We start from the raw sequence: 19,667 nt of genomic DNA, 5'->3' as shown, positions 1-19,667 counted from the left end.
CGCGCGCACAGCATCTCCCCAGGGGCGTAAACTCAGCTCGGCCATCACGAGTGGCCCCCTCGACTCCGCCGCACCCGGCGCCCGCGCCCGACCGGCGCGCCCGCCCCATCCGCGCGCCCCTGCCGCTCACGCCGCACCAGCCGAAAGCCGTCTCCACGCATGTCCACGACCCCCGCGGCCCGCACCGCCGCCCCGTCCACCGCCACACCGCCCGCCGGCAACTCGCGCTCGCGCGTCATCATCGCGAGCCTCATCGGCACGTCGATCGAGTTCTACGACTTCTACGTCTACGCGACCGCGGCGGTGCTCGTCTTCCCCGCGCTCTTCTTCGCGAACGACGACCCGACCGTCGCGCAGCTCGCGTCCTTCGCCGTGTTCGGCGTCGCGTTCATCGCGCGGCCCATCGGATCCATCCTCTTCGGCCACTTCGGCGACCGCGTCGGCCGCAAGGGCACGCTCGTCGCGTCGCTGCTCACCATGGGCATCGCGACCGTGCTGATCGGCTGCCTCCCCACGGCGCTCACGCCCGGCTGGGAGGTCGCGGCCCCCGCGCTCCTCGTGATCATGCGCTTCGGCCAGGGCCTCGGCCTCGGCGGCGAGTGGAGCGGCGCCGCCCTCCTCGCGACCGAGAACGCGCCGGTCGGCAAGCGCGCCATCTACGGCACGTTCCCGCAGCTCGGCGCGCCCATCGGCTTCATCGTCGCCAACGGCGTCTTCCTCGCGCTGAGCCTCGGCCTCACCCCCGAGCAGTTCCAGGCGTGGGGCTGGCGCGTGCCGTTCCTCGCGAGCGCCGTGCTCGTGATCGTGGGCCTCTACGTGCGCCTGAAGCTCATCGAGACGCCCGCGTTCCAGAAGGTCGTCGACTCCGGCGAGGTCGCGAAGCTGCCCGTCGCACGCGTGTTCGTCACGAGCTGGCGCCCGCTGATCCTCGGCACCTTCATCATGCTGGCGACCTACACGCTCTTCTACCTGATGACCACGTTCACGCTCACCTACGGCACCACCGCGCGCGACGCCGCCACGGCAGAGGCCGCCGCGACGAAGGCCGGCAAGACCTTCAACCCGGACACGTTCGCCGCCGGACTCGGCTACGCGCGCAACGACTTCCTCATCATGCTCATCGTGGGCGTCGTGTTCTTCGGCATCTTCACGATGGTCTCGGGACCGCTCGCGGAGAGGTACGGCCGCCGCAAGATGCTCATCGCGACGACCGTCGGGATCCTCGTGTTCGGCCTGCTCTTCGTCCCGCTGTTCTCGGGCGGCTTCGCGGGCACGATGGCGCTCCTCATCATCGGCTTCACGCTCATGGGCCTCACGTTCGGGCCGATGGGCGCGGTGCTGCCCGAGCTGTTCCCGACGAACGTGCGCTACACGGGATCCGCGATCAGCTACAACGTCGCGAGCATCCTCGGCGCCGCGGTGGCTCCCTTCATCGCGGTGGCGCTCTGGCAGCTGCTCGACGGGAACGTGCTGCTGGTCGGCGTGTACCTGAGCGCCATGGCCGCGATCACGCTGGTGGCGCTCATCATCAGCCGCGAGACGCGCGACGCGGACTACGCGGGGAACGTCAGTTGACACGCGTCATGTGAACGGCCGGCCCGGAGGGGCGGGGAGCGCCGGTACCGTCGGCGGGCCACGATCCGTGGCGTCTCCCCGTCCCTGAAGTCGGAAGCCACCGCCATGACCGCTGCCCCCGCCACCTCCCCGCCCGTCGCCGCCCCGGCCAACCCGCGCTCGCGCGTCCTGGTCGCCAGCCTCATCGGCACGTCGATCGAGTTCTTCGACTTCTACGTGTACGCGACCGCCGCCGTGCTGGTGTTCCCCGCGCTGTTCTTCGCGAACTCGGATCCCGCGGTTGCGCAGCTCCAGTCGCTGGCCGTGTTCGGCGTCGCGTTCTTCGCCCGGCCCATCGGATCCGTGCTCTTCGGCCACTTCGGCGACCGGTTCGGCCGCACGCGCACGCTCGTCGCGTCGCTGCTCACGATGGGCATCGCGACCGTGCTCATCGGATCCCTGCCGAGCGGCCTCACGCCGGGCTGGGAGATCGCGGCACCCGCCGCCCTCGCCGTGCTCCGCTTCATCCAGGGCCTCGGACTCGGCGGCGAGTGGGGCGGCGCGGCGCTGCTCGCGACCGAGAACGCACCCGCGGGCAAGCGCGCCATCTACGGCACGTTCCCGCAGCTCGGCGCGCCCATCGGCTTCTTCCTCTCGACCGGCCTGTTCCTGGTGCTCTCGCTCACGCTCTCCCCCGCCGACCTGCAGTCGTGGGGTTGGCGCGTGCCGTTCCTCGCCAGCGCCGTGCTCGTGCTCGTGGGCCTCTACGTGCGCGTGAAGCTCGTGGAGGCTCCGGAGTTCCAGGCGGTCCTCGACCGCGGCGAGACGTCGCGGCTGCCGCTCGGCCGCACCATCCGCACCGGCTGGCGGGGCCTGATCCTCGGGGCGCTCGCCCTCCTCGCCATCTTCACGCTCTTCTACCTCATGACCACGTTCACGGTCACCTACGGCACGTCGCCCCGCACCGCGGAGGCCGCGCAGGCCGCCGCCAGCGCAGCGGGCAAGCCCTTCGACGCGGCCTCGTTCCACGCCGGCCTCGGCTACGCCCGCACCGACTTCCTGCTCATGCTCCTCGTCGGCGTCGTGTTCTTCGCGATCACCATCGTGGTCTCGGGCGCGCTCGCCCAGCGTCGCGGCGCGCGTCCCATCGTGGCCGTGAGCGCCGCCGGCATGGTCGTCTTCGGCCTGCTGATGGATCCCCTGCTCTCCGCGGGCCTGCCCGGCACGCTCATGTTCGTGATCCTCGGCTTCGCGCTCATCGGCATCGGGTACGGCGCCGTCGGATCCCTGCTGCCCGGCATGTTCGCCCCCGACGTCCGCTACACGGGCGCGTCCCTCGCGTTCAGCCTCGCGGGCATCATCGGCGGCGCCGTCGCGCCGTTCATCGCGACGTGGCTCTGGGACATCGGCGGCGGCGGCGTGATGCTCGTCGGCGTCTACCTCAGCGTCGCCTCCGCGATCTCGCTCGTGGCGCTCCTCGTGCTGCGCGAGCACGGCGCGGCGCGCGCTGCGGTCGGAGCCGACGCGGCCTGATCCCGGGCGGCCTCACCCCGTGCGGGCGGCGGCGGACCGGCGGGCTCACCAGGCCCGGCGGATCGCCTCCGCCCGTTCGCGCATCGCGGCGGACCGGCCGTGGATCACGAGCCCGAGCGCGAATGCGGCCGACGCCACGAGCGCCACGGTCGGCAGCACGATGAGCAGCGGGGCCACCGGGATCAGCAGGTACGCGGCTCCGCCCGCGCCCAGCAGGAGCCCGGCGATCGGGCCGAGCACCGCGTACGCCCCCGTGGCCGCCGCCATGACCGCGAGCGCGACGCGGGCGAGCGGCTCGAGCAGCCGTCCGCGCAGCACGACCACCGCGAGCACCACGAGGGCCGCGGCCCGGACGAGGTCGAGCGCCGTCGTCAGCGTGATGAGGCCGGTCGACCGGAGCTCGTCGAGGGAGGCCGCCTCGGCGAAGGGCCGCATCGCCGCCTGCGCCGCCGCGATCCCCACGACGACGGCCGCATGCACGAGCACCGCGACCCCGGCGACGCGCGATGGCCGGAGGAGCCCCGGCTCCCCGCGCACGCCGCGGCAGAGCACCACGGCGGCGACCACCGTGAGCACGACGCCGAGGACGTCGACGACGGGACCCCGCAGCTCGATGGTCGACGACATGTCGGGCGTCGGCTGGATCCGGAAGCCGCCCAGCAGCGCGGGTTGCAGCAGCAGCGCGCCCGCGGAGGCGAGGCCCGCCACGAGCGTCGTCCGTCGTGATCCGCTCATGGCCGTCGCGCGCATCGCATCCCCCATCGCCCTCGATGCCCCGAACCTAGCGGGCCGACCGGGCGAGCGGGACCCCGCGCCCCCGTCCCGGCCGAGGGCTGGCCCGGCGGGGGCCGCGCCGCTATCGTCGCTGGCATGCAGCCGTCCGCTTCGCCCCGGGTCCTCGCGGTCGCGCGCGACGACGCCCACCGCTTCTCCAAGCCCGTCCGCCCGTCGATCACGCTCCTCGCCGGCCTCGGCGTCGAGGGCGACGCGCACCTCGGGACCACCGTCCAGCACCTGTCGCGCAAGCGCCGCGACCCGGACGCGCCGAACCTCCGCCAGGTGCACCTCGTCCACGCCGAGCTGCACGACGAGCTGGCGGAGAAGGGCTACAGGGTCGGGCCGGGCGACCTCGGCGAGAACGTCACGACCGCGGGCGTCCCGCTCCTCGACCTGCCCACGGGCACGCGCCTGCACCTCGGCGAGGAGGCCGTGGTCGAGCTGACCGGCCTGCGGAACCCCTGCATCCAGATCGACAAGCTCGGCACGGGCGCCATGAAGGCGGTGCTCGACCGCGACGCCGACGGGAACGTCGTGCGGAAGTCCGGCGTGATGGGCGTCGTGGTCACCGGCGGCGAGGTCCGCCCCGACGACGCCGTCCGCGTGGAGCTCCCCGCGGGCGAGCAGCTCGCGCTGCAGCCCGTCTGATGGTCGCGGACATGCGGATCCTCGCGGCGACCCTGGCGGGATTCGGCGCGCTCGTCGTCGCGGTGGCGCTGGGCGCCGTGATGGGCGGCATCGCGGGCGAGGAGCCGGCGGGCATCGAGATCGCGTGGGCGTTCGCCGCGGCCGGTGCCGCGATCCTGCTCGTGGCGCTCGGTGTGGAGATCGCGCGCCGCCGGGGTCTGCGCCGCTAGGAGCCCGCTCCCTCAGCGGGGTCGGCGGCCTGCGGCGCGTCCGCCGATTCCGTGTCGCCGTCGCGCGCAGCGACGCGTGCGCGACGCCGCCGGATCGCCCCGCGGACGACGAGGGCGAGAAGCACGGCGCCCGTCCCGGCGGCTCCGATCGTGCACCCCACGACCAGGATCCGGTCGCCCTCCGTGCGCACCTCGGTGCGGTGCGCCACCTGGAACAGGAGGTACGTGACGATGCACGCGAAGCCGGCGAGCGCTTCCTCCGCCTGCTCGCGGAAGCTCAGGCGGGGACGCGGGGGCATGCGCCCAGCCTGCCACGGCCACGAGCGGGTCCCGATGCGCGTCGGTCTCAGCCCCGGCAGCCGCAGCTCTCGCGCACCACGAGCTTCGTGCCGAGCCGCAGCGTCACGGGATCCGCCGGCTGCGTGCTCGTCGTCGTGTCGATGAGGATGCGCGCCGCCGCGCGCCCCATCGCCTCCATGGGCTGCCGAACCGTGGTGAGCCGCGGCGTCGCGAGGAGCCCCGCGAGGATCCCGTCGAAGCCCGTGACCACGACGTCGCCCGGCACGTCGACGCCCTCCGCGCGCAGCAGGTCGACGAGCGCGAGCGCCAGCTGGTCGCTCGCGCACACGAGCGCGCGCGGCAGCCGACCCGCCCGGAGCGCCGCGATGACGCCGCCGAAGCCGGATCCCTCGCCGAGCACCGTGTCGTCGAGCACCTCGTCGGAGGCCGCGACCCCGAGCTCCGCGAGCGCCTCGCGGTACCCCTGGAAGCGCTCCCGGTAGTCGCCGACGCTCGTGGCGCCCACGAACCCGAGGTCGGTGATCCCGTGCTCGACCACGAGGTGCCGCACGAGCTCGCGCGCTCCCCCGGCGTTGTCGGACGTGACGCGATGGTGCCCGTCGTCCGCCGGCGGGTAGCTGAAGAGCACGATCGGCATGGCGAGCGAGACCCGCTTCAGCGACGCGGCGGCCGACGGGCCCGGGAAGATCGCGAGGCCGTCGACGCGGCCGGCCGACTCGGCGACGGCGGTGGCGGTGTCGCTGCCGCGGCTGAGCATCACGGGCCGGTCGTGGGCGCGGCACTCGAGCTCGAAGCCGCGGCGCACCTCGTCGACGTAGAGCGGGAACGCGCGCGGATCCGCCGCGATCTCGCCCGCGTCGTCCCAGGGGATGAAGGTGCGGCCGGGCGCGTACGGCGTCGCGACGGCTGCGGCCTCGGCGGATGCGGCCGGCTCCGCGGGCTCGCGCTGCAGCGGCCGGTCGATGAGGAGGTCGAACGAGTGCAGCCCCAGCGCGCCCGTGCGACCGCGCGCCAGGCCACGGGCCGACGCGCTCGGCATGTAGCCGAGCTCGCGCGCCGTCTCGAGCACGCGCTCGCGCGTGGCAGCGCTGATCTGGTCGGGTCGGCTGAACGCGAACGACACGGTCGCGATGGACACCTTCGCGCGTTCTGCGACGTCGTAGACCGTGGGGCGCCGGGGGCTCATGCGACCGTCCTCTCTCCTGGAGAGCGTAGCGAGACGGGCGCGGACGACCGCGCCCCGGCGCCGCCCGAGGCGGGCACGGGCGCGGTCACGGGCGCGGTCAGCGGATCCGGAGACCGTGGTGCAGCGGGTACACCGGGTCCTCGGTGTCCGACGGCACGTCCGTGCGCGAGGCCCGCACCGCATCCATCGAGCGCGGGATCTCCACCGGCAGCCGCCCCTCCGGCGCGATCCGTCCCGTGAGCGCCGCGAGCACGGCCGCGTCCGAGCTGCCGTAGTCGACCGCGAGCGCCGCGGCGAACGGCACGAGCGGCGTCATGATGGCCGGCCGGTCGAGGTTGACGACCACGACGAGCGGGCAGCGGTCGGCGATCCGCCGCAGCCGGTGCACGAGCCCGGGCGGGAATTCGAGCGACCCCTGGTGGAACCACGCCTCGAGGAAGAGGTCCGAGCGCGGCTCGAAGGGGGCGCCGAGCCGCACGATCGCGAGGTCGGCGTCGTCGGGCCCGTCGGCCGGATCCGCCCAGCCGCCGAGCGACTCCGGCCGCATGCCCTCGACGTGCACGCGCAGCCGGGGTCCGTCGACCGGCAGCAGCGGCAGCGTCGGCCGGCCGCCGCGCTCCCGGTTCTCGAGCACGGTGACCGAGGCGGCCTGCGCGCGGAAGCCGAGCTCGCGGAGGTCCGCGCGGCCGACGACGCGCTCCGCCTCGTCCTCGTCGACGTAGGGGTCGTCGAAGAGCCCGAGCCGGAACTTCACGAGCAGGAGGCGCCGCACCGACTCGTCGATGCGCGCCTCGGTGACCCGACCGTCGGCCACGAGGTCCAGCAGCACGTCGACGCACTCCTCGCCGCCGAACTGGTCGCAGCCGGCCTGGATGATCCGCTCCATCCGCTCGTGCGGCGTCAGCTCCTCCACGCCCCACGCGCGCGCGGGCAGCACCTGGTCGCCGACGTGGTTGTCGTTGACGAGCTCCCAGTCGGTGACCACGACGCCGTCGTAGCCGAGCTCCTCGCGCAGCAGCCCGGTGATCACCTGCCGGTTGAAGCCGAAGCCCACCGGCTCGATCTCCTCGCCGTCGCGCACGAGGCCCTCGGGCATCCCGTAGTACGGCATCATCGCGGCGGTGCCGCGCGCGATCGCCTCGCGGAAGGGCGCGAGATGATACTCGAACATGCCGCCCGGGTACACCTGCTCGCGGCCGTACGGGAAGTGCGCGTCCTCGCCGTCCTTCTGCGGGCCGCCGCCCGGGAAGTGCTTGGTGGTGCAGGCGACGCTGGTGGATCCGAGCTCGTCGCCCTGGAACCCCCGGAGGTACGCAGCCGTGAACTCGGCCACTCGGTCGGCGTCGTGCCCGAGCGTCTGCGCCTGGCGTCCCCAGCGCGGCTCGGTGGCGAGGTCGATCTGCGGGTGCAGCGCCGCGCGGATCCCGACGGCCACGTACTCCTGCCGGGCGGCGTCGGCGAACGCGCGGATCGCGTCCACGTCGTCGAGCGCCGCCAGGCCGAGCGCCTCCGGCCACTGCGAGAAGGGGCCGGCCGAGAAGGCGACGCCCGCGTTCTCGACGAAGGCGTGGCGCGGATCCGTGCTGACCGTCACGGGGATCCCGTGCGGCGTCGACTCCGCCAGCTCCTGCAGCCGGTTGCTCCAGCGCGCGGCCTGCCGGGCCGTGCGGATCTCGTGCACGTTGAAGTGGTTCATGGCCTTGCCGACCACGACCTCGGTCGTGCCCGACTTCGAGATCGCGCCCGGCTCCTCCTTCAGCTCTCCGTCGGCGCCGACCTCGATCACGGTCTGGAACATCAGGCCGGCCTTCTCGGCGAGGCTGAGTCGCCCGACGAGGTCGGCGGTGCGCTCCTCGGGGGTCAGCCGCGGATCCTCGTAGGGCGCCATCACCCCGTCGCCGTCGAGGTCGCGGAACCGGGTGCCGTCGGGGGCGGTGAGGAAGGGGCGCGGGGCGCGGGGCATGGGGGTCTCCAGGGGTCGGAGGCGGGAGGTGGTCACTTGAGGCCGGCGGTCGCGACGCCCTGGATGAAGTAGCGCTGCAGGAACACGAACAGGGCGAGGATCGGTGCGATCACGAGCACGGATCCCGCGAGCAGCAGGCCGTAGTCGGTCGCGTTCTGCCCGGTCGAGTACAGCGACAGGGCGATCGGCAGCGTGTACATGCCCTCGGTCTGCGCCGCGACGAGCGGCCAGAGGAAGTTGTTCCACGACGCGAGGAACGTGAGGATGCCGAGCGTCGCCAGCGGCGGCCCGCACAGCGGCATCACGATGCGGGAGAAGATGCGGAACTCCCCCGCGCCGTCGAGCCGCGCGGCCTCGATGAGCGCCTCGGGGATCCCGAGCATGAACTGCCGCATCAGGAACACCCCGATGGGCGCCGTGATGAACGGGAGGATCAGCGCCGCGTACGTGTTCACGAGGCCGAGCCCCGAGACCATGACGAACAGCGGCACGAAGGTGACGACGCCCGGCACCATCAGCGTCACCATCACGGTGAGGAACAGGATGCGCTTGCCCGGGAACTCCATCTTCGCGAGCGCGTAGCCGACCATCGAGCAGAACACGAGGTTGCCGAGCACGGTGACGAGCGCCACGACGAGGCTGTTGGAGAAGAACGTGCCGAAGTCGAGCGGCCCGAACCACTGCGCGAAGTTGTCCGCGACGGGATCCTGTGGCCACCACGTCGGCGGCCGCTGCAGGATCTCGCCCTGCGTCTTCACGGAGCCGAGCGCCATCCAGATGAACGGCAGGAGCCAGACGCAGAGCACGGCGGCGAGCACGACGTAGACGATCGCGCGGGCGCGGCGGCCGCGGTCGGTGCGGCGTCGACGCGGCGGGGCGCCGGTCGCGGCGTGCGCGGCGACGGCGGCCGTCGCGGCGGGGGCGGATGCGGTGGTGGTCATGCGCGTGCCTTTCAGTCCTTCGACCGCAGCAGCCGGAACTGCAGCAGGCTGAGCAGGGCGATGGCGAGGAAGAGGACGTAGCTCGCCGCGGAGGCGAGGCCGTACTCGCCGAAGCCGAACTGCCGGTACGTGTAGTACGCGACGGACAGCGTGGAGTCGAGGGGGCCGCCGCGGGTCATCACGAACGCCTCCTCGAAGAACTGCAGGAAGCCGACCGAGATGAGCACGGATCCGAGCAGCAGGGTCGGGCGCAGCAGCGGCAGCGTGACCGAGATCAGCCGGCGCCAGGGGCTCGCGCCGTCCATGACGGCCGCCTCCTGCACCTCCTCGGGCACGGCCTGCAGGCCTGCCAGGAAGATGATCATGAGCGTGCCGACGTTGCGCCACACCGCCATCACGACGAGCGAGGGCAGCGCCCACGTGGTGTCGCTCAGCCAGTTGGGGCCGGTGATCCCCACCAGCGCGAGCGCCGAGTTGAGCAGGCCGTCCGGCAGCAGGATGTAGCGCCACACGACCGAGACCGCGACGATGCTCGTCACGACGGGCGCGTAGAAGCCGACGCGGAAGAACGACACGATGCGGCCGCGGCCGGAGTTGAGCGCGAGGGCCAGCGCGAGCGCGATGACCATCGTGACCGGGATCCCGACGACCACGAAGAAGGCCGTGACGCCGATGGAGCGGAGGAACGTGGCGTCGGTGAAGAGCTTCGCGTACTGGTCGAGGCCCGTGAAGTCGACCGCGAACGGGGAGCGGATGTCGGTCGCGCGGAAGTCCGTGAACGACATGGCGAACGAGCTGACCAGCGGCACGAGCATGAAGACCGCGAAGACGGCGACGAACGGGAGGCAGAAGCCCCAGGCGACGATCGCCTGGCGGCGGCGCTGCCGGGCGACGAGCGGGGACCGCGTGCGGCCGGGACGGGTCCCGGCCGCACGCGTGGCGGTGATGGCCAACGGCTACTCCGCCGAGCCGATGGAGTCGGCGTCCGACTGCAGCTTGGCGAGCGCGTCGGGCACCGATGAGGTGCCGCGGCGGATCTGCTCGAGCGCCGAGTCCGCGGCGGATCCGACCTTGACCCAGTTCGTGCTCACGGGCACGGACTTCGCGGTCTTCAGCTGCTCGCCGAACGCGGCGAGGGTGGGGTCGGCCTGGAGCGCGGGGTCCTGCCACGCGGACTGCGACGCGGGCAGGTCGCCCGTCGCGGCGTACCAGGCCGCCTGCGTCTCCGGCTGGCCGAGCCAGCGGGCGAGCTTCCACGCGGCGTCCTGGTTCTTCGCCTGGTCGAAGACGACGAGGTTCGCGCCGCCGCTGAACGACGCCGAGGTCTCCTTCGCCGGCAGCACCGCGGTGGTGAACTTCGAGGCGAAGTCCGTGCCACCGACGGCCTTCAGCTGGCCGATCTCGAAGGGGCCCTCGATGAGCATGGGCGTGGATCCGTCGACGAACGAGGCCTCCTGCGCGCCGGACGAGACGTCGACGTCGGGGTCGGCGATGCCGTCGGCGAAGAAGCTGCCGTAGTACTCGTAGGCCTCCCGCATCTCGGGGGTGTCGAGGGTCCACTTCGCGCCGTCGGCGATCTCGGCGCCGTTCGACCACGGCATCCAGAGCGTGCCCTGGAACGCGTCGTTGCCGGCGGGGAGGCGGATGCCGTGCGCGGCGCCGGCCTTCGACTGCATGTCGGACGCCATCTGCTTGAGCTCGTCCCAGGTGGTGGGCGCCTTCGTCCAGCCGGCCTTCGCCGCGAGGTCGGTGCGGTAGTAGAGGACGCGGGTGTCGACGTACCAGGGGATGCCCGCGGCGCGGTCCTCGACGGAGTTCGTGGCGAGGGAGCCGGGGAAGGAGTCGCTCGCGTCGACGTCGGTCGGCACGGTGGTGAGCGCGTCGGCGAAGTCGGCCATCCAGGTGGTGCCCATCATCGCGATGTCGGGGGTGGTGCCGCCCGCGATCGCGGTCTGGAACTTGTTGTGGGCGGCGTCCCACGGGATCGCCGTGACGTCGACCTCGACGTCCGGGTTGGCGTCCTCGAAGGTCTTCAGGAACGCGGGCAGGGCCTCGCCCTCCGCGCCCATGGCCCACATGGTCACCTTGCCCTTCGCGGGCTCGGAGCCGAGCGTGGTCGCGGACGCGGGACCGGATCCCTCATCGGCGGACCTGCCGCAGCCGGTCAGCGCGACGGTGGCCGCCAGCACGGTCGCGACCGCGCCGAGACGCATGGATGTCTTCACGTGTTCCTCCTTGAACGAAGCGCCCGCGTCGCGAGCCGGTGAGTTACTTATGCGCATAAGAAGCGCAGCGCGTCGAGCATCTCATGGACCCCGTGCAGGGGGCAAGCGCGGGATCCGGCGGCGGCTGCCCCACGCTCTCGGGCGGCTGTCGCGGCGCTGTCGGCCGGGAGTCGGGCACCTGTCGGGTCCGCGTCGTGGTGCGCGCAGAATCCGGCCGCCAGGCTGGCCCCATGAACGAGACACGGGTGGCGGACCTCCGCCGCGAGCGGGGTTGGACGCAGGACAGGCTGGCCGAGGCCAGCGGGATCACGGTGCGCACGGTGCAGCGCCTGGAGGCGGGGAACGACGCGAGCCTCGAGACGCTGTCGCTCGTCGCGAAGGCGCTGGAGGTGCCCGTGCGGGACCTCTTCGCGACCGTCGACGACGGCGACTTCGGCCGGACGGTGTCCGCGCTCGACGACCGCGCGGAGCGGCAGCAGGAGAGGCGCGACGCGACGGTCGACGGCTACCGGTCCCTCTACTCCGGGGTCGGGATCGTCTGGACGCTGCTCGTGGTGGCCGGCATCGCCACGCACGTGCTGCCCGGCGTCGCGGCGCTCCTCATCGGGGCGTACTGGGCCGGCGGCGCGCTGCTCTCGCGGTTCATCCTGCGGGTGGTCGTGGGTCCGCGGCTCGACAGGGCCTACCCGCTGTCGCGGGACCGGACGCTCGACGAGCAGGCCGTCAGGCGGGGTCGGCGGCGCCCGAGCTGATGCCCGGCGATCCGTCGTCGGTCGCGGCCTCGGCGCGCGCGGACCGCTCGCGATGATCCACCCCTACCATCACGCTGCTGTCGACGCGGTCGAGGATCTGGACGCTCACATCCAACTCGCCGACGTGCCACCGCACGGGACTGGGCTGATCGTCGAACACCGGGCGGGAGGGACCGAACACGGCGCCGAGGGCCGCGACGAGGACGTCGTGGTCGCGCCGGACGAGCGGATCCCGCGGGCCACCGTGCCGCGCCAGGTGGAAGCCCACGCTCGCCACCTCGCCCGCATGGGTGCCGTAGGAGAGATCGTGGACGGCGTCGGGTCCGCCGGTCAGGGCGCGGAGGTCCGAGTCGGGGGCGTGCGCGTCGACCTCGCCCGTCGGATGCACGCCGAGGGCGGCGAGCATCCGCTCCGCGTCCGCCGCATCACGCGGCCATGGCGGCGAGACGATCGCACGGACGAACGCGACGACCGTCGCGGTCGCCTCGTGCGGATCCGATGCCGCGTCGCCCACGCGGATCAGTCGTCCGCCGGCTGCGCACCCTGACGCTGCACGACGACCGCGGCCGCGTCGGCGGCCACGACCAGGGCGCCCTCGCGGTCGGCGCCCGCGGCGAGCGCGGAGGCCAGCGCGCCGCAGAACGCGTCGCCCGCGCCCGTGGTGTCGACGACGCGGGAGACCTTCGACGCGGGGACCTCGACGTCGCCCCACATCGCGCCCTCGGCGCCGAGGGTGACGAGCAGCGACGCGGGCGCGGGCGTGCCCGATTCTCGGAGGAGCCCGGCCTCGTGCTCGTTGACGACCACGGGATCCGCGAGCGCGAGCACGTCGGCGGGCAGCGCGGCGAAGGGCGCGAGGTTCAGCACGACGCGGGCGCCGGCGGCGTGCGCGCGGCGGACGCCCGCGGCGACCGTGTCGAGGGGCAGCTCGAGCGAGGCGAGCAGGACGTCGCCCGCGGCGAGCGCGTCGAGCGGCTCGAGGTGGGCGTCCGTCACGCGCCCGTTGGCGCCGGGCGCGACGATGATCGTGTTCTCTCCGTCGGCATCCACCGCGATGATCGCGAGGCCCGTCGTGGCGCCATCCACGGTGACGAGGCCGGACACGTCGATGCCGCGGTCGGCGAGGCGCGCACGGTAGGCGGATCCGTCGGCGTCGTCGCCCACGGCACCCACCATGGCGACCTCGCCGCCGGCGTCGGCCGCGGCGACCGCCTGGTTCGCGCCCTTGCCGCCCCAGAGCCGCTCGGGGTCGGATCCGATGAGCGTCTCCCCCGGCTGCGGGTGCCGCTGCACGCGCACCACCTGGTCGACGTTGAGCGATCCGAGCACCACGACGCGGCCCATGGGCACCTGCCTCCCCCGGCGAGTGGCCGGCCGCGCCCGGGTGGCGCTCTCGGCCAGGGTACCGAGCGGATCCACCCGCCCGGCACGGCCCGGGCACCGCCGCGCCTGCCGCTACCGTGGGGAGGAGACGACCGATCGGAGGCCGCCCGTGCCCGACCCCGACCGCCGCGCGCGCGACCCGCGACCTCCGCTCCTGATCTCCCGCTCGTTCACGCTCATCTGGCTGGCGCAGGCGCTCTCCGCCTTCGGCGAGTACGTGCTGGCGGCGACAGTGACCGTCTGGCTCGCCACGGGCCTCGCCCCCGGCGACCCGGCCCTGCCGCTCTACATCGGCGCGGTCATCGGCGCGACGAGCCTCCCCCGCCTCGTGCTCGCGCCGATCGCGGGCGTGCTCGTCGACCGCTGGCCCGCCCGCCGCGTGATGATCTCGGCCGACCTCGCGCGCGCCGCCCTGCTCGTGCCGCTCATGGTGATCGCCGTCACCGGTCCGACGCCCCTGGTGATCGCCGCCGTGATCACGACGCAGCTGGTCATCGGCTGCGTGTCGCAGCTCTTCGACCCGGCGCGCGCCGCGCTCGTGCAGGTCGTCGTCCCGGCGGATCGCCGCGCCGCCGCCGCGGGACGCTCGCTGCTCGCGAGCACGGGCGTCGGGATCCTCTCCGGGCTGACCGGCCCGGCCGTCTACGCGCTGCTCGGGCCGGAACCCGCGCTCGTGATGGACGCCGTGTCGTTCCTCGCGTCGGCGGCGCTGGTGCTCGCGGTGCGCGAGCGAGGGGCCACGGCCGCCGACACCGGGTCGCCGGACGCGGATGGCGGCGGGCACGGGCACGGGCACGGGCACGGGCACGGCACGGTCGCCTCCGCGGGAGTCCGCTTCCGCGCCGAGCTCGCCGCCGGGGTCCGCATCGTGCGGGCCTCGCCGCGCCTCCGGGTCCTCGTGGCCGGCCTCGCCGCCTACGGCGTGACCCTCGGCGTCAACAACGCGACCCTCGCCCTCCTCGCCCTCACCACGATGGGCCTGACGGCGGCGGAGTACGGCGTGGTCACGGCGATGTTCGCGGTCGGCGGCCTCGTCGGCGCCCTGACGGCGCCCGCGGTCGTCACCCTCATCCGCCCCGAGCGCGCGGTCCCGGCCGCGCTCGTCGCGCTCGGCGCGACCTACGCCGCGTACTCGACCGTGCGCGCGTTCCTGCCCGCGGCGATCCTCATGGGTATCGCGGGCCTCGTGTTCGCGGTCTTCCTCGTCTCCCAGGGCCCGATCCTCCAGGCGGAGGCACCCGTCGGGACCATGGGCCGGGTCTCGTCGCTCACGTCCACGGTGCTGGCCGCGTCGTCGCTGCTGGCCACGGTCGTGACGGCGCAGGTGCTCGCCCTCCTGCCGCCGTCCGCGCAGCCGTCCGCCTACCCGGTGGCGGTCGCCACGGCCGCCGCCGTCATGGGCTCCGCCGGCCTCGCGCTCGTCGCGGGCGGCCTCAGTCGAGGAAGAGGATCCGCAGCCGCCGCGTCGTGAAGACCAGGCCGATGGCCGTCATGACGGCGAAGTAGAGCACGTGGCCGACGACCGCGAACGAGAGCGCGCCCGTCGTGAACCCGCGCACGAGCTCCACCGCGTGCCAGAGCGGCAGCGCCTGGATCACCGTCTGGACCCACTCCGGGTACACCGACAGCGGGTAGAAGGTCGCGGAGAACAGGAACATCGGCAGCAGGACGAAGTTGATCCAGTCCATCTGCTGGAACGTCTTCATGTAGCTCGTCACAGCCATGCCGAAGCTCGCGAACGCCAGCGCGATGAGCACCACGGACGGCAGAGCGAGGATCGCCCACCACGACAGGTTGAGGCCGAGCACCTGCATCACGACGAGGAAGCCCGACGAGTAGACGACGCCGCGCAGCAGCGCCAGGCCGATCTCGCCGAAGGCCACGTCGAGCGGCCCGAGCGAGGTCGCGAGCATGCCCTGGTACAGCTTCGAGTGGTTCATCTTGAAGAAGACGTTCCAGGTGGAGTCGTACACGGCGCCGTTCATGGCGGAGACCGCGAGGAGCGCGGGCGCGATGTAGGCGGCGTACGGCACGGGCTGGCCGGTGCTCGTGGTCACGTCGCCCACTAGCGAGCCGAGGCCGATCCCCATCGCGAGCAGGTAGAAGACCGGCTCGAAGAAGCCGGAGAGGACGACGGTCCAGTTGGTGCTGCGGGTGGCGAGGAGGCCGCGGGACAGGACCGAGCGGGCGTTGCCGGCGTAGAGCGATCGGGGGCCGCCACGGCTGCGACGCGCGGCGGGCGCGGGCGCGGTGGCGCTGGCGGGTGCGGTGGATCCGGTCATGCGCGCAGCCTCCTCGTCGCGACGCGGCGCGACAGCGTCCAGCCGACCGCGAGCCAGAGCAGCAGGTAGGCGACGTGGACGACCGTGAGCCAGAGCGGCTCCTGCATGCCGTAGGTCGCGACCCGGCCGAGCTCGGTGCCGTGCCAGAGCGGCGAGATCCAGCCGATCCACTGCAGCCAGACCGGGAACTGCGTGAGCGGGAAGAACGTGCCCGAGAACAGCGACAGCGGCGTGATGACGAAGCGCATCACCATCGCGATCTGCCCGCTGTCCTGCGTGAGGGTCGCGACGTAGGCCATGAGCATCACGCCGATCGCCATGCCCGTGAGGACGGCGGCGCCGATCGCGAGGAAGCCCGTGCCGAGCGGCACCGCGCCGAACAGGAGCATGAACGCGAAGTAGGCGATGCACGTGGGCGCCATGCGGATCGCGACGCCGATGACCTGGCCGTCGATGATCTGGGCCGGCGTGAGCGGCGACGCGTTCATCGCCTGGAACACGGGGTTCCACTTGAACCCGCCGAAGATCGGGAAGCTGAACTCCTCGCTCGCGACCGTCATGGCGCTGGTCGCGAGGAGCGCGGGCGCCACGAACACGAGGAAGCTGACGCCGAGCGCCTGGTTCGCGTCCGTGCCGCGGTCGACGACCGTCGCGAGGCCCACGCCGAGCGCGTAGAGGTAGACGTAGGGGCTCCCGATGCCGGTCGCGAGCGCGGTGCCGAGGTAGGCGCGGATCCCGAGCAGCCGGTGCTCCGCCGCGTACCAGGCGCCGAAGCGACGCGGGCGGACGCCGCCGGCGACCGCGGCCTGCCGGGTGTCGACGGCGCTCACTCGACCAGGCTCCGTCCCGTGAGGCGGAGGAAGACGTCCTCGAGGCTGGATCGGCGCACGAGCGTGGTGATGGGCTCCAGGCCCTGCTCGAGGATCCGGCTGAGCACGACCTCGCCGTCGGACGCGTAGACGAGCACGCGGTCGGGCAGCACCTCCACGCGGTCGCCGTAGCCGGCGATCTCGCGGGATGCGGACTCGTTGCGGTCGGACCCGAAGCGCACCTCGAGCACCTCGCGGCTCGAGTGGTCGCGGATGAGGGACGCGGGCGACCCCTCCGCCATGATGCGGCCCTCGTCGACCACGACGATCCGGTCGCAGAGCTGCTCGGCCTCGTCCATGTAGTGCGTGGTGAGCACGAGCGTCGTGCCCTGCTCCTTGAGGCGGAACAGGCGATCCCAGAGGATGTGGCGGGCCTGCGGGTCGAGGCCCGTGGTCGGCTCGTCGAGCAGCAGGATCCTCGGGTCGCTGATGAGGGCGCGCGCGATCGTGAGGCGCCGCTTCATGCCGCCGGACAGGTCGTCGACCTTCGCGTTCGCGCGGTCGCTCAGCTGCGCGAACTCGAGCAGCTCGTCGGCGCGGGCCGCGACATGCTTGCGCGGCAGCCCGAAGTAGCGGCCGTAGACGATGAGGTTGTCGCGCGCCTTGAGCTCCAGGTCGAGGTTGTCGGCCTGGGGCACGACGCCCAGCTGCGAGCGGATCTCGGGCCCGTGCGTGTCGGGATCCAGTCCGAGGATGTCGAGGGTGCCGCCCGTGCGCGAGGAGACCGCGCCGATCATGCGCATGGTCGTGGACTTGCCCGCGCCGTTCGGGCCGAGCAGCCCGAAGGACTCGCCGGGCGCGACCTCGAAGGAGAGGCCGTCGACGGCGACGTGGTCGCCGTAATTCTTCACGAGGCGGTCGGCGGTGATGACGGGGGTGGGCACGAGTCCACAGCCTAGGGATGGCCGGGGGTTTTCTCCATGAGCTGAATCTCTCCGGGCGGATGCGCGGCGGCTGACGCGTAGAGTCGCCACGGCGATGCGACACTCGCGATGCTCCGCTCGTCGGACGCCCGATCACTCGCCGGCCGTCCACTCGGCTGGCCGCGCGCCGCATGACGATCGCACCCACCACCCGGGAGAACCCGCATGAGCACCGCCCGTCCCGAGACCGCCGCCGCCCCGCGCGCCCGCTCCCGCAACCCGTTCGCCCGCCGCGACTCCGCCGACGACGGCCCCCGCGCCCGCTTCTCGGAGCTGCTGCCGTACATCCTCGAGCAGCGCGGGCTCATGGCGTTCGTCGTGGTGCTGAGCGTGCTCGGCGCGGCCGCGAGCCTCGGCCAGCCGCTCCTCGTGCAGCGCGTCGTCGGCGTCGTGCAGGAGGGCGGCCAGCTGGGCGTCCTCGTCTGGGCGCTCGTCGGCCTGGTCGTCGTGTCCGGCGTGCTCTCCGGCTACCAGCACTACCTGCTGCAGCGGATGGGCGAGGGCATCGTGCTCTCGTCGCGCCGCACGCTCGTGCGTCGGATCCTCCGCCTCCCCATCTCCGAGTTCGACACGCGCCGCACGGGCGACCTCGTCTCGCGCGTCGGAAGCGACACCACGCTCCTGCGCGCCGTGCTCACGCAGGGCCTCGTCGAGGCGATCGGCGGCGCCGTCACGTTCCTCGGCGCCATCATCGCGATGCTCATCATCGATCCCGTGCTCCTCAGCCTCACCGTGCTCGTCGTCGCCGTCTCGGTCGTCGCGGTCGTGGGACTGTCCGGCCGCATCCGCGTCGCCAGCCAGCGCGCGCAGCGCAAGGTCGGCGACCTGGCCGCGAGCGTCGAGCGGGCCATCGGCGCGATCCGCACGGTCCGCGCCAGCAACGCCACCGATCGCGAGATCCGCGCCATCGAGACCGACGCCGAGGGCGCGTGGGAGATGGGCATCAAGGTCGCCAAGGCGTCCGCGGTGGTCGTTCCCATCGCCGGCATCGCGCTGCAGGCGTCGTTCCTCGTGGTGGTGGGGGTGGGCGGCTACCGCGTCGCGGCCGGGGCCATCACGGTCGGCGACCTCGTGGCCTTCATCCTGTTCCTCTTCCTCATGATCATGCCGCTCGGCCAGGCCTTCGGCGCCGTGACCGCGGTCAACCAGGCGCTCGGCGCGCTCGGCCGGATCCAGGAGATCGTGAAGCTGCCCGTGGAGACCGACGGCGACGCCGACCTCGCCGGACGCCTCCGCGACGACGCGCCCGCGGCGGACGACCGCACCGACGCAGCCGCCGTCGAGCTCGTGGACGTGCGGTTCGCGTACCCGGTGTCGGCGGAAGCTGACGTGGTCGCGGACGGTGCCGCGACGACCGAGGCACCCGCATCCCCGGCCGACGCCGCGGACGCCGCACCCGGCGCCGACCGCACGGGCGGCGGCGTCCTCCAGGGCATCAGCTTCCGCGCCGAGCGGGGCACGCGGATCGCGCTGGTCGGCCCCTCCGGCGCCGGCAAGAGCACGATCCTCGCCCTCATCGAGCGCTTCTACGACCCGACCTCCGGCGTCGTGCGCGTCGGCGGGCGCGACATCCGCACGCTCGACCGCGAGGACCTCCGCCGCCAGATCGGCTACGTCGAGCAGGACGCCCCCGTGCTCGCCGGCACGCTCCGCGAGAACCTCACGCTCACCGCGTTCGACGCGACGGACGAGGACTGCATCCAGGTGCTGCACGCCGTCAACCTCACCGAGGTGCTCGCGCGCAACGAGCTCGGCCTCGACGCGCCCGTCGGCGAGGACGGGATCATGCTCTCGGGCGGCGAGCGCCAGCGCCTCGCGATCGCGCGCACGCTGCTCTCGGCTCCCCCGATCCTGCTGCTCGACGAGTCGACGTCCAGCCTCGACGGCCTCAACGAGCAGCTGCTCCGGAAGGCGATCGACGCCGTCGCCGAGCACCGCACCCTCATCGTGATCGCCCACCGGCTCTCGACCGTCGTCGACAGCGACCTCATCGTCGTCGTCGAGAAGGGCCGCGTCGTCGGCACCGGCACGCACGCCGAGCTCGTCGTCTCGACGCCGCTCTACCGCGACCTCGCGAAGCACCAGCTGCTCGTCTAGCGGGCGCCCACGGCGCCCTCGGCCG

19 protein-coding genes are annotated in these 19,667 nt (G+C 73.2%); 7 read left to right on the top strand and 12 right to left on the bottom strand.

All coding sequences use genetic code 11. From position 1 onward, the window contains the following. The first annotated feature begins 159 nt into the window (after positions 1–159). Both NL142_RS04955 and NL142_RS04950 read left to right on the top strand, forming a co-directional pair. Positions 160–1,575, top strand: a complete 1,416-nt coding sequence (locus NL142_RS04955; protein WP_435081200.1) for an MFS transporter — start codon at positions 160–162, stop codon at positions 1,573–1,575. Between the two features lie 105 nt (positions 1,576–1,680). Continuing rightward, positions 1,681–3,087 (top strand): MFS transporter, encoded by a 1,407-nt coding sequence (locus NL142_RS04950; protein ID WP_435081199.1) that lies wholly within the window; start codon positions 1,681–1,683, stop codon positions 3,085–3,087. 45 nt (positions 3,088–3,132) lie between these two features. On the opposite strand, the gene NL142_RS04945 is transcribed toward NL142_RS04950, so the two are convergent. Further along, entirely contained in the window at positions 3,133–3,822 is a 690-nt protein-coding gene (locus NL142_RS04945; protein ID WP_435081198.1) for a hypothetical protein, read from the bottom strand. 135 nt (positions 3,823–3,957) lie between these two features. Here NL142_RS04945 and NL142_RS04940 point away from each other — a divergent pair, with 135 nt between their 5' ends. After that, positions 3,958–4,512 carry an MOSC domain-containing protein gene (locus NL142_RS04940; RefSeq protein WP_435081197.1) on the top strand — a complete coding sequence of 185 codons (555 nt, stop codon included), beginning with the start codon at positions 3,958–3,960 and terminating at the stop codon, positions 4,510–4,512. Between the two features lie 11 nt (positions 4,513–4,523). Continuing rightward, on the top strand, positions 4,524–4,721 hold the full coding sequence (locus NL142_RS04935) for a hypothetical protein (protein ID WP_435081196.1): 198 nt from the start codon (positions 4,524–4,526) through the stop codon (positions 4,719–4,721). On the opposite strand, the gene NL142_RS04930 is transcribed toward NL142_RS04935, so the two are convergent. The 6 genes from NL142_RS04930 to NL142_RS04905 all read right to left on the bottom strand — a co-directional run bounded on the left by NL142_RS04930 (position 4,718) and on the right by NL142_RS04905 (position 11,336). Continuing rightward, complete coding sequence (locus NL142_RS04930) at positions 4,718–5,020, bottom strand: hypothetical protein (protein WP_435081195.1); 303 nt, start codon at positions 5,018–5,020, stop codon at positions 4,718–4,720. The genes NL142_RS04935 and NL142_RS04930 overlap by 4 nt on opposite strands. A gap of 47 nt (positions 5,021–5,067) precedes the next feature. Beyond that, positions 5,068–6,207, bottom strand: coding sequence for a LacI family DNA-binding transcriptional regulator (locus tag NL142_RS04925; protein ID WP_435081194.1), 1,140 nt, complete (start codon positions 6,205–6,207; stop codon positions 5,068–5,070). A 97-nt stretch (positions 6,208–6,304) separates the two neighbouring features. Next, positions 6,305–8,170, bottom strand: a complete 1,866-nt coding sequence (locus NL142_RS04920; protein ID WP_435081193.1) for a glycoside hydrolase family 3 protein — start codon at positions 8,168–8,170, stop codon at positions 6,305–6,307. Positions 8,171–8,202: 32 nt separating this feature from the next. After that, entirely contained in the window at positions 8,203–9,111 is a 909-nt protein-coding gene (locus tag NL142_RS04915) for a carbohydrate ABC transporter permease (RefSeq protein WP_435081192.1), read from the bottom strand. Positions 9,112–9,122: 11 nt separating this feature from the next. Next, positions 9,123–10,064, bottom strand: a complete 942-nt coding sequence (locus NL142_RS04910) for a carbohydrate ABC transporter permease (protein WP_104293844.1) — start codon at positions 10,062–10,064, stop codon at positions 9,123–9,125. A 3-nt stretch (positions 10,065–10,067) separates the two neighbouring features. Further along, the gene (locus tag NL142_RS04905) at positions 10,068–11,336 is read right to left on the bottom strand and encodes an extracellular solute-binding protein (RefSeq protein WP_435081191.1); all 1,269 of its coding nucleotides are present in this window, start codon (positions 11,334–11,336) and stop codon (positions 10,068–10,070) included. A 230-nt stretch (positions 11,337–11,566) separates the two neighbouring features. On the opposite strand from NL142_RS04905, the gene NL142_RS04900 reads away from it, so the two are divergent. Next, positions 11,567–12,088 carry a helix-turn-helix transcriptional regulator gene (locus NL142_RS04900; protein ID WP_435081190.1) on the top strand — a complete coding sequence of 174 codons (522 nt, stop codon included), beginning with the start codon at positions 11,567–11,569 and terminating at the stop codon, positions 12,086–12,088. Here the strand turns inward: NL142_RS04900 and NL142_RS04895 are convergent. Beyond that, complete coding sequence (locus tag NL142_RS04895; RefSeq protein WP_435081189.1) at positions 12,060–12,602, bottom strand: DUF6301 family protein; 543 nt, start codon at positions 12,600–12,602, stop codon at positions 12,060–12,062. The two genes, NL142_RS04900 and NL142_RS04895, sit on opposite strands and share 29 nt — an antisense overlap. A gap of 5 nt (positions 12,603–12,607) precedes the next feature. Next, positions 12,608–13,432 (bottom strand): ribokinase, encoded by an 825-nt coding sequence (locus NL142_RS04890; RefSeq protein WP_435081188.1) that lies wholly within the window; start codon positions 13,430–13,432, stop codon positions 12,608–12,610. A gap of 148 nt (positions 13,433–13,580) precedes the next feature. On the opposite strand from NL142_RS04890, the gene NL142_RS04885 reads away from it, so the two are divergent. Further along, entirely contained in the window at positions 13,581–14,942 is a 1,362-nt protein-coding gene (locus NL142_RS04885) for an MFS transporter (protein WP_435081187.1), read from the top strand. Here NL142_RS04885 and NL142_RS04880 read toward each other — a convergent pair. From NL142_RS04880 to NL142_RS04870, 3 genes are read right to left on the bottom strand one after another with little or no spacing between them, the layout of a single operon-like run. Further along, on the bottom strand, positions 14,905–15,753 hold the full coding sequence (locus NL142_RS04880; protein ID WP_435081186.1) for an ABC transporter permease: 849 nt from the start codon (positions 15,751–15,753) through the stop codon (positions 14,905–14,907). The two genes, NL142_RS04885 and NL142_RS04880, sit on opposite strands and share 38 nt — an antisense overlap. Continuing rightward, positions 15,750–16,583: an ABC transporter permease gene (locus tag NL142_RS04875; protein ID WP_435081185.1), complete on the bottom strand. Its 834-nt coding sequence runs from the start codon at positions 16,581–16,583 to the stop codon at positions 15,750–15,752. Before NL142_RS04875 ends, NL142_RS04880 begins: the two co-directional genes overlap by 4 nt. Further along, positions 16,580–17,506 (bottom strand): ABC transporter ATP-binding protein, encoded by a 927-nt coding sequence (locus tag NL142_RS04870; RefSeq protein ID WP_435081184.1) that lies wholly within the window; start codon positions 17,504–17,506, stop codon positions 16,580–16,582. Before NL142_RS04870 ends, NL142_RS04875 begins: the two co-directional genes overlap by 4 nt. 204 nt (positions 17,507–17,710) lie before the next feature. Between NL142_RS04870 and NL142_RS04865 the strand changes: the two genes are divergently transcribed. Further along, complete coding sequence (locus tag NL142_RS04865; protein ID WP_435081183.1) at positions 17,711–19,642, top strand: ABC transporter ATP-binding protein; 1,932 nt, start codon at positions 17,711–17,713, stop codon at positions 19,640–19,642. Positions 19,643–19,667 lie beyond the last annotated feature (25 nt).

It is taken from the genome of Clavibacter quasicaliforniensis (genome assembly GCF_051201715.1).
Taxonomy (GTDB): Bacteria; Actinomycetota; Actinomycetes; order Actinomycetales; family Microbacteriaceae; genus Clavibacter; species Clavibacter seminis.
The sequence above is the reverse complement of the archived record's forward strand: the minus strand, read 5'-3'. Positions and strand labels throughout refer to the sequence as shown.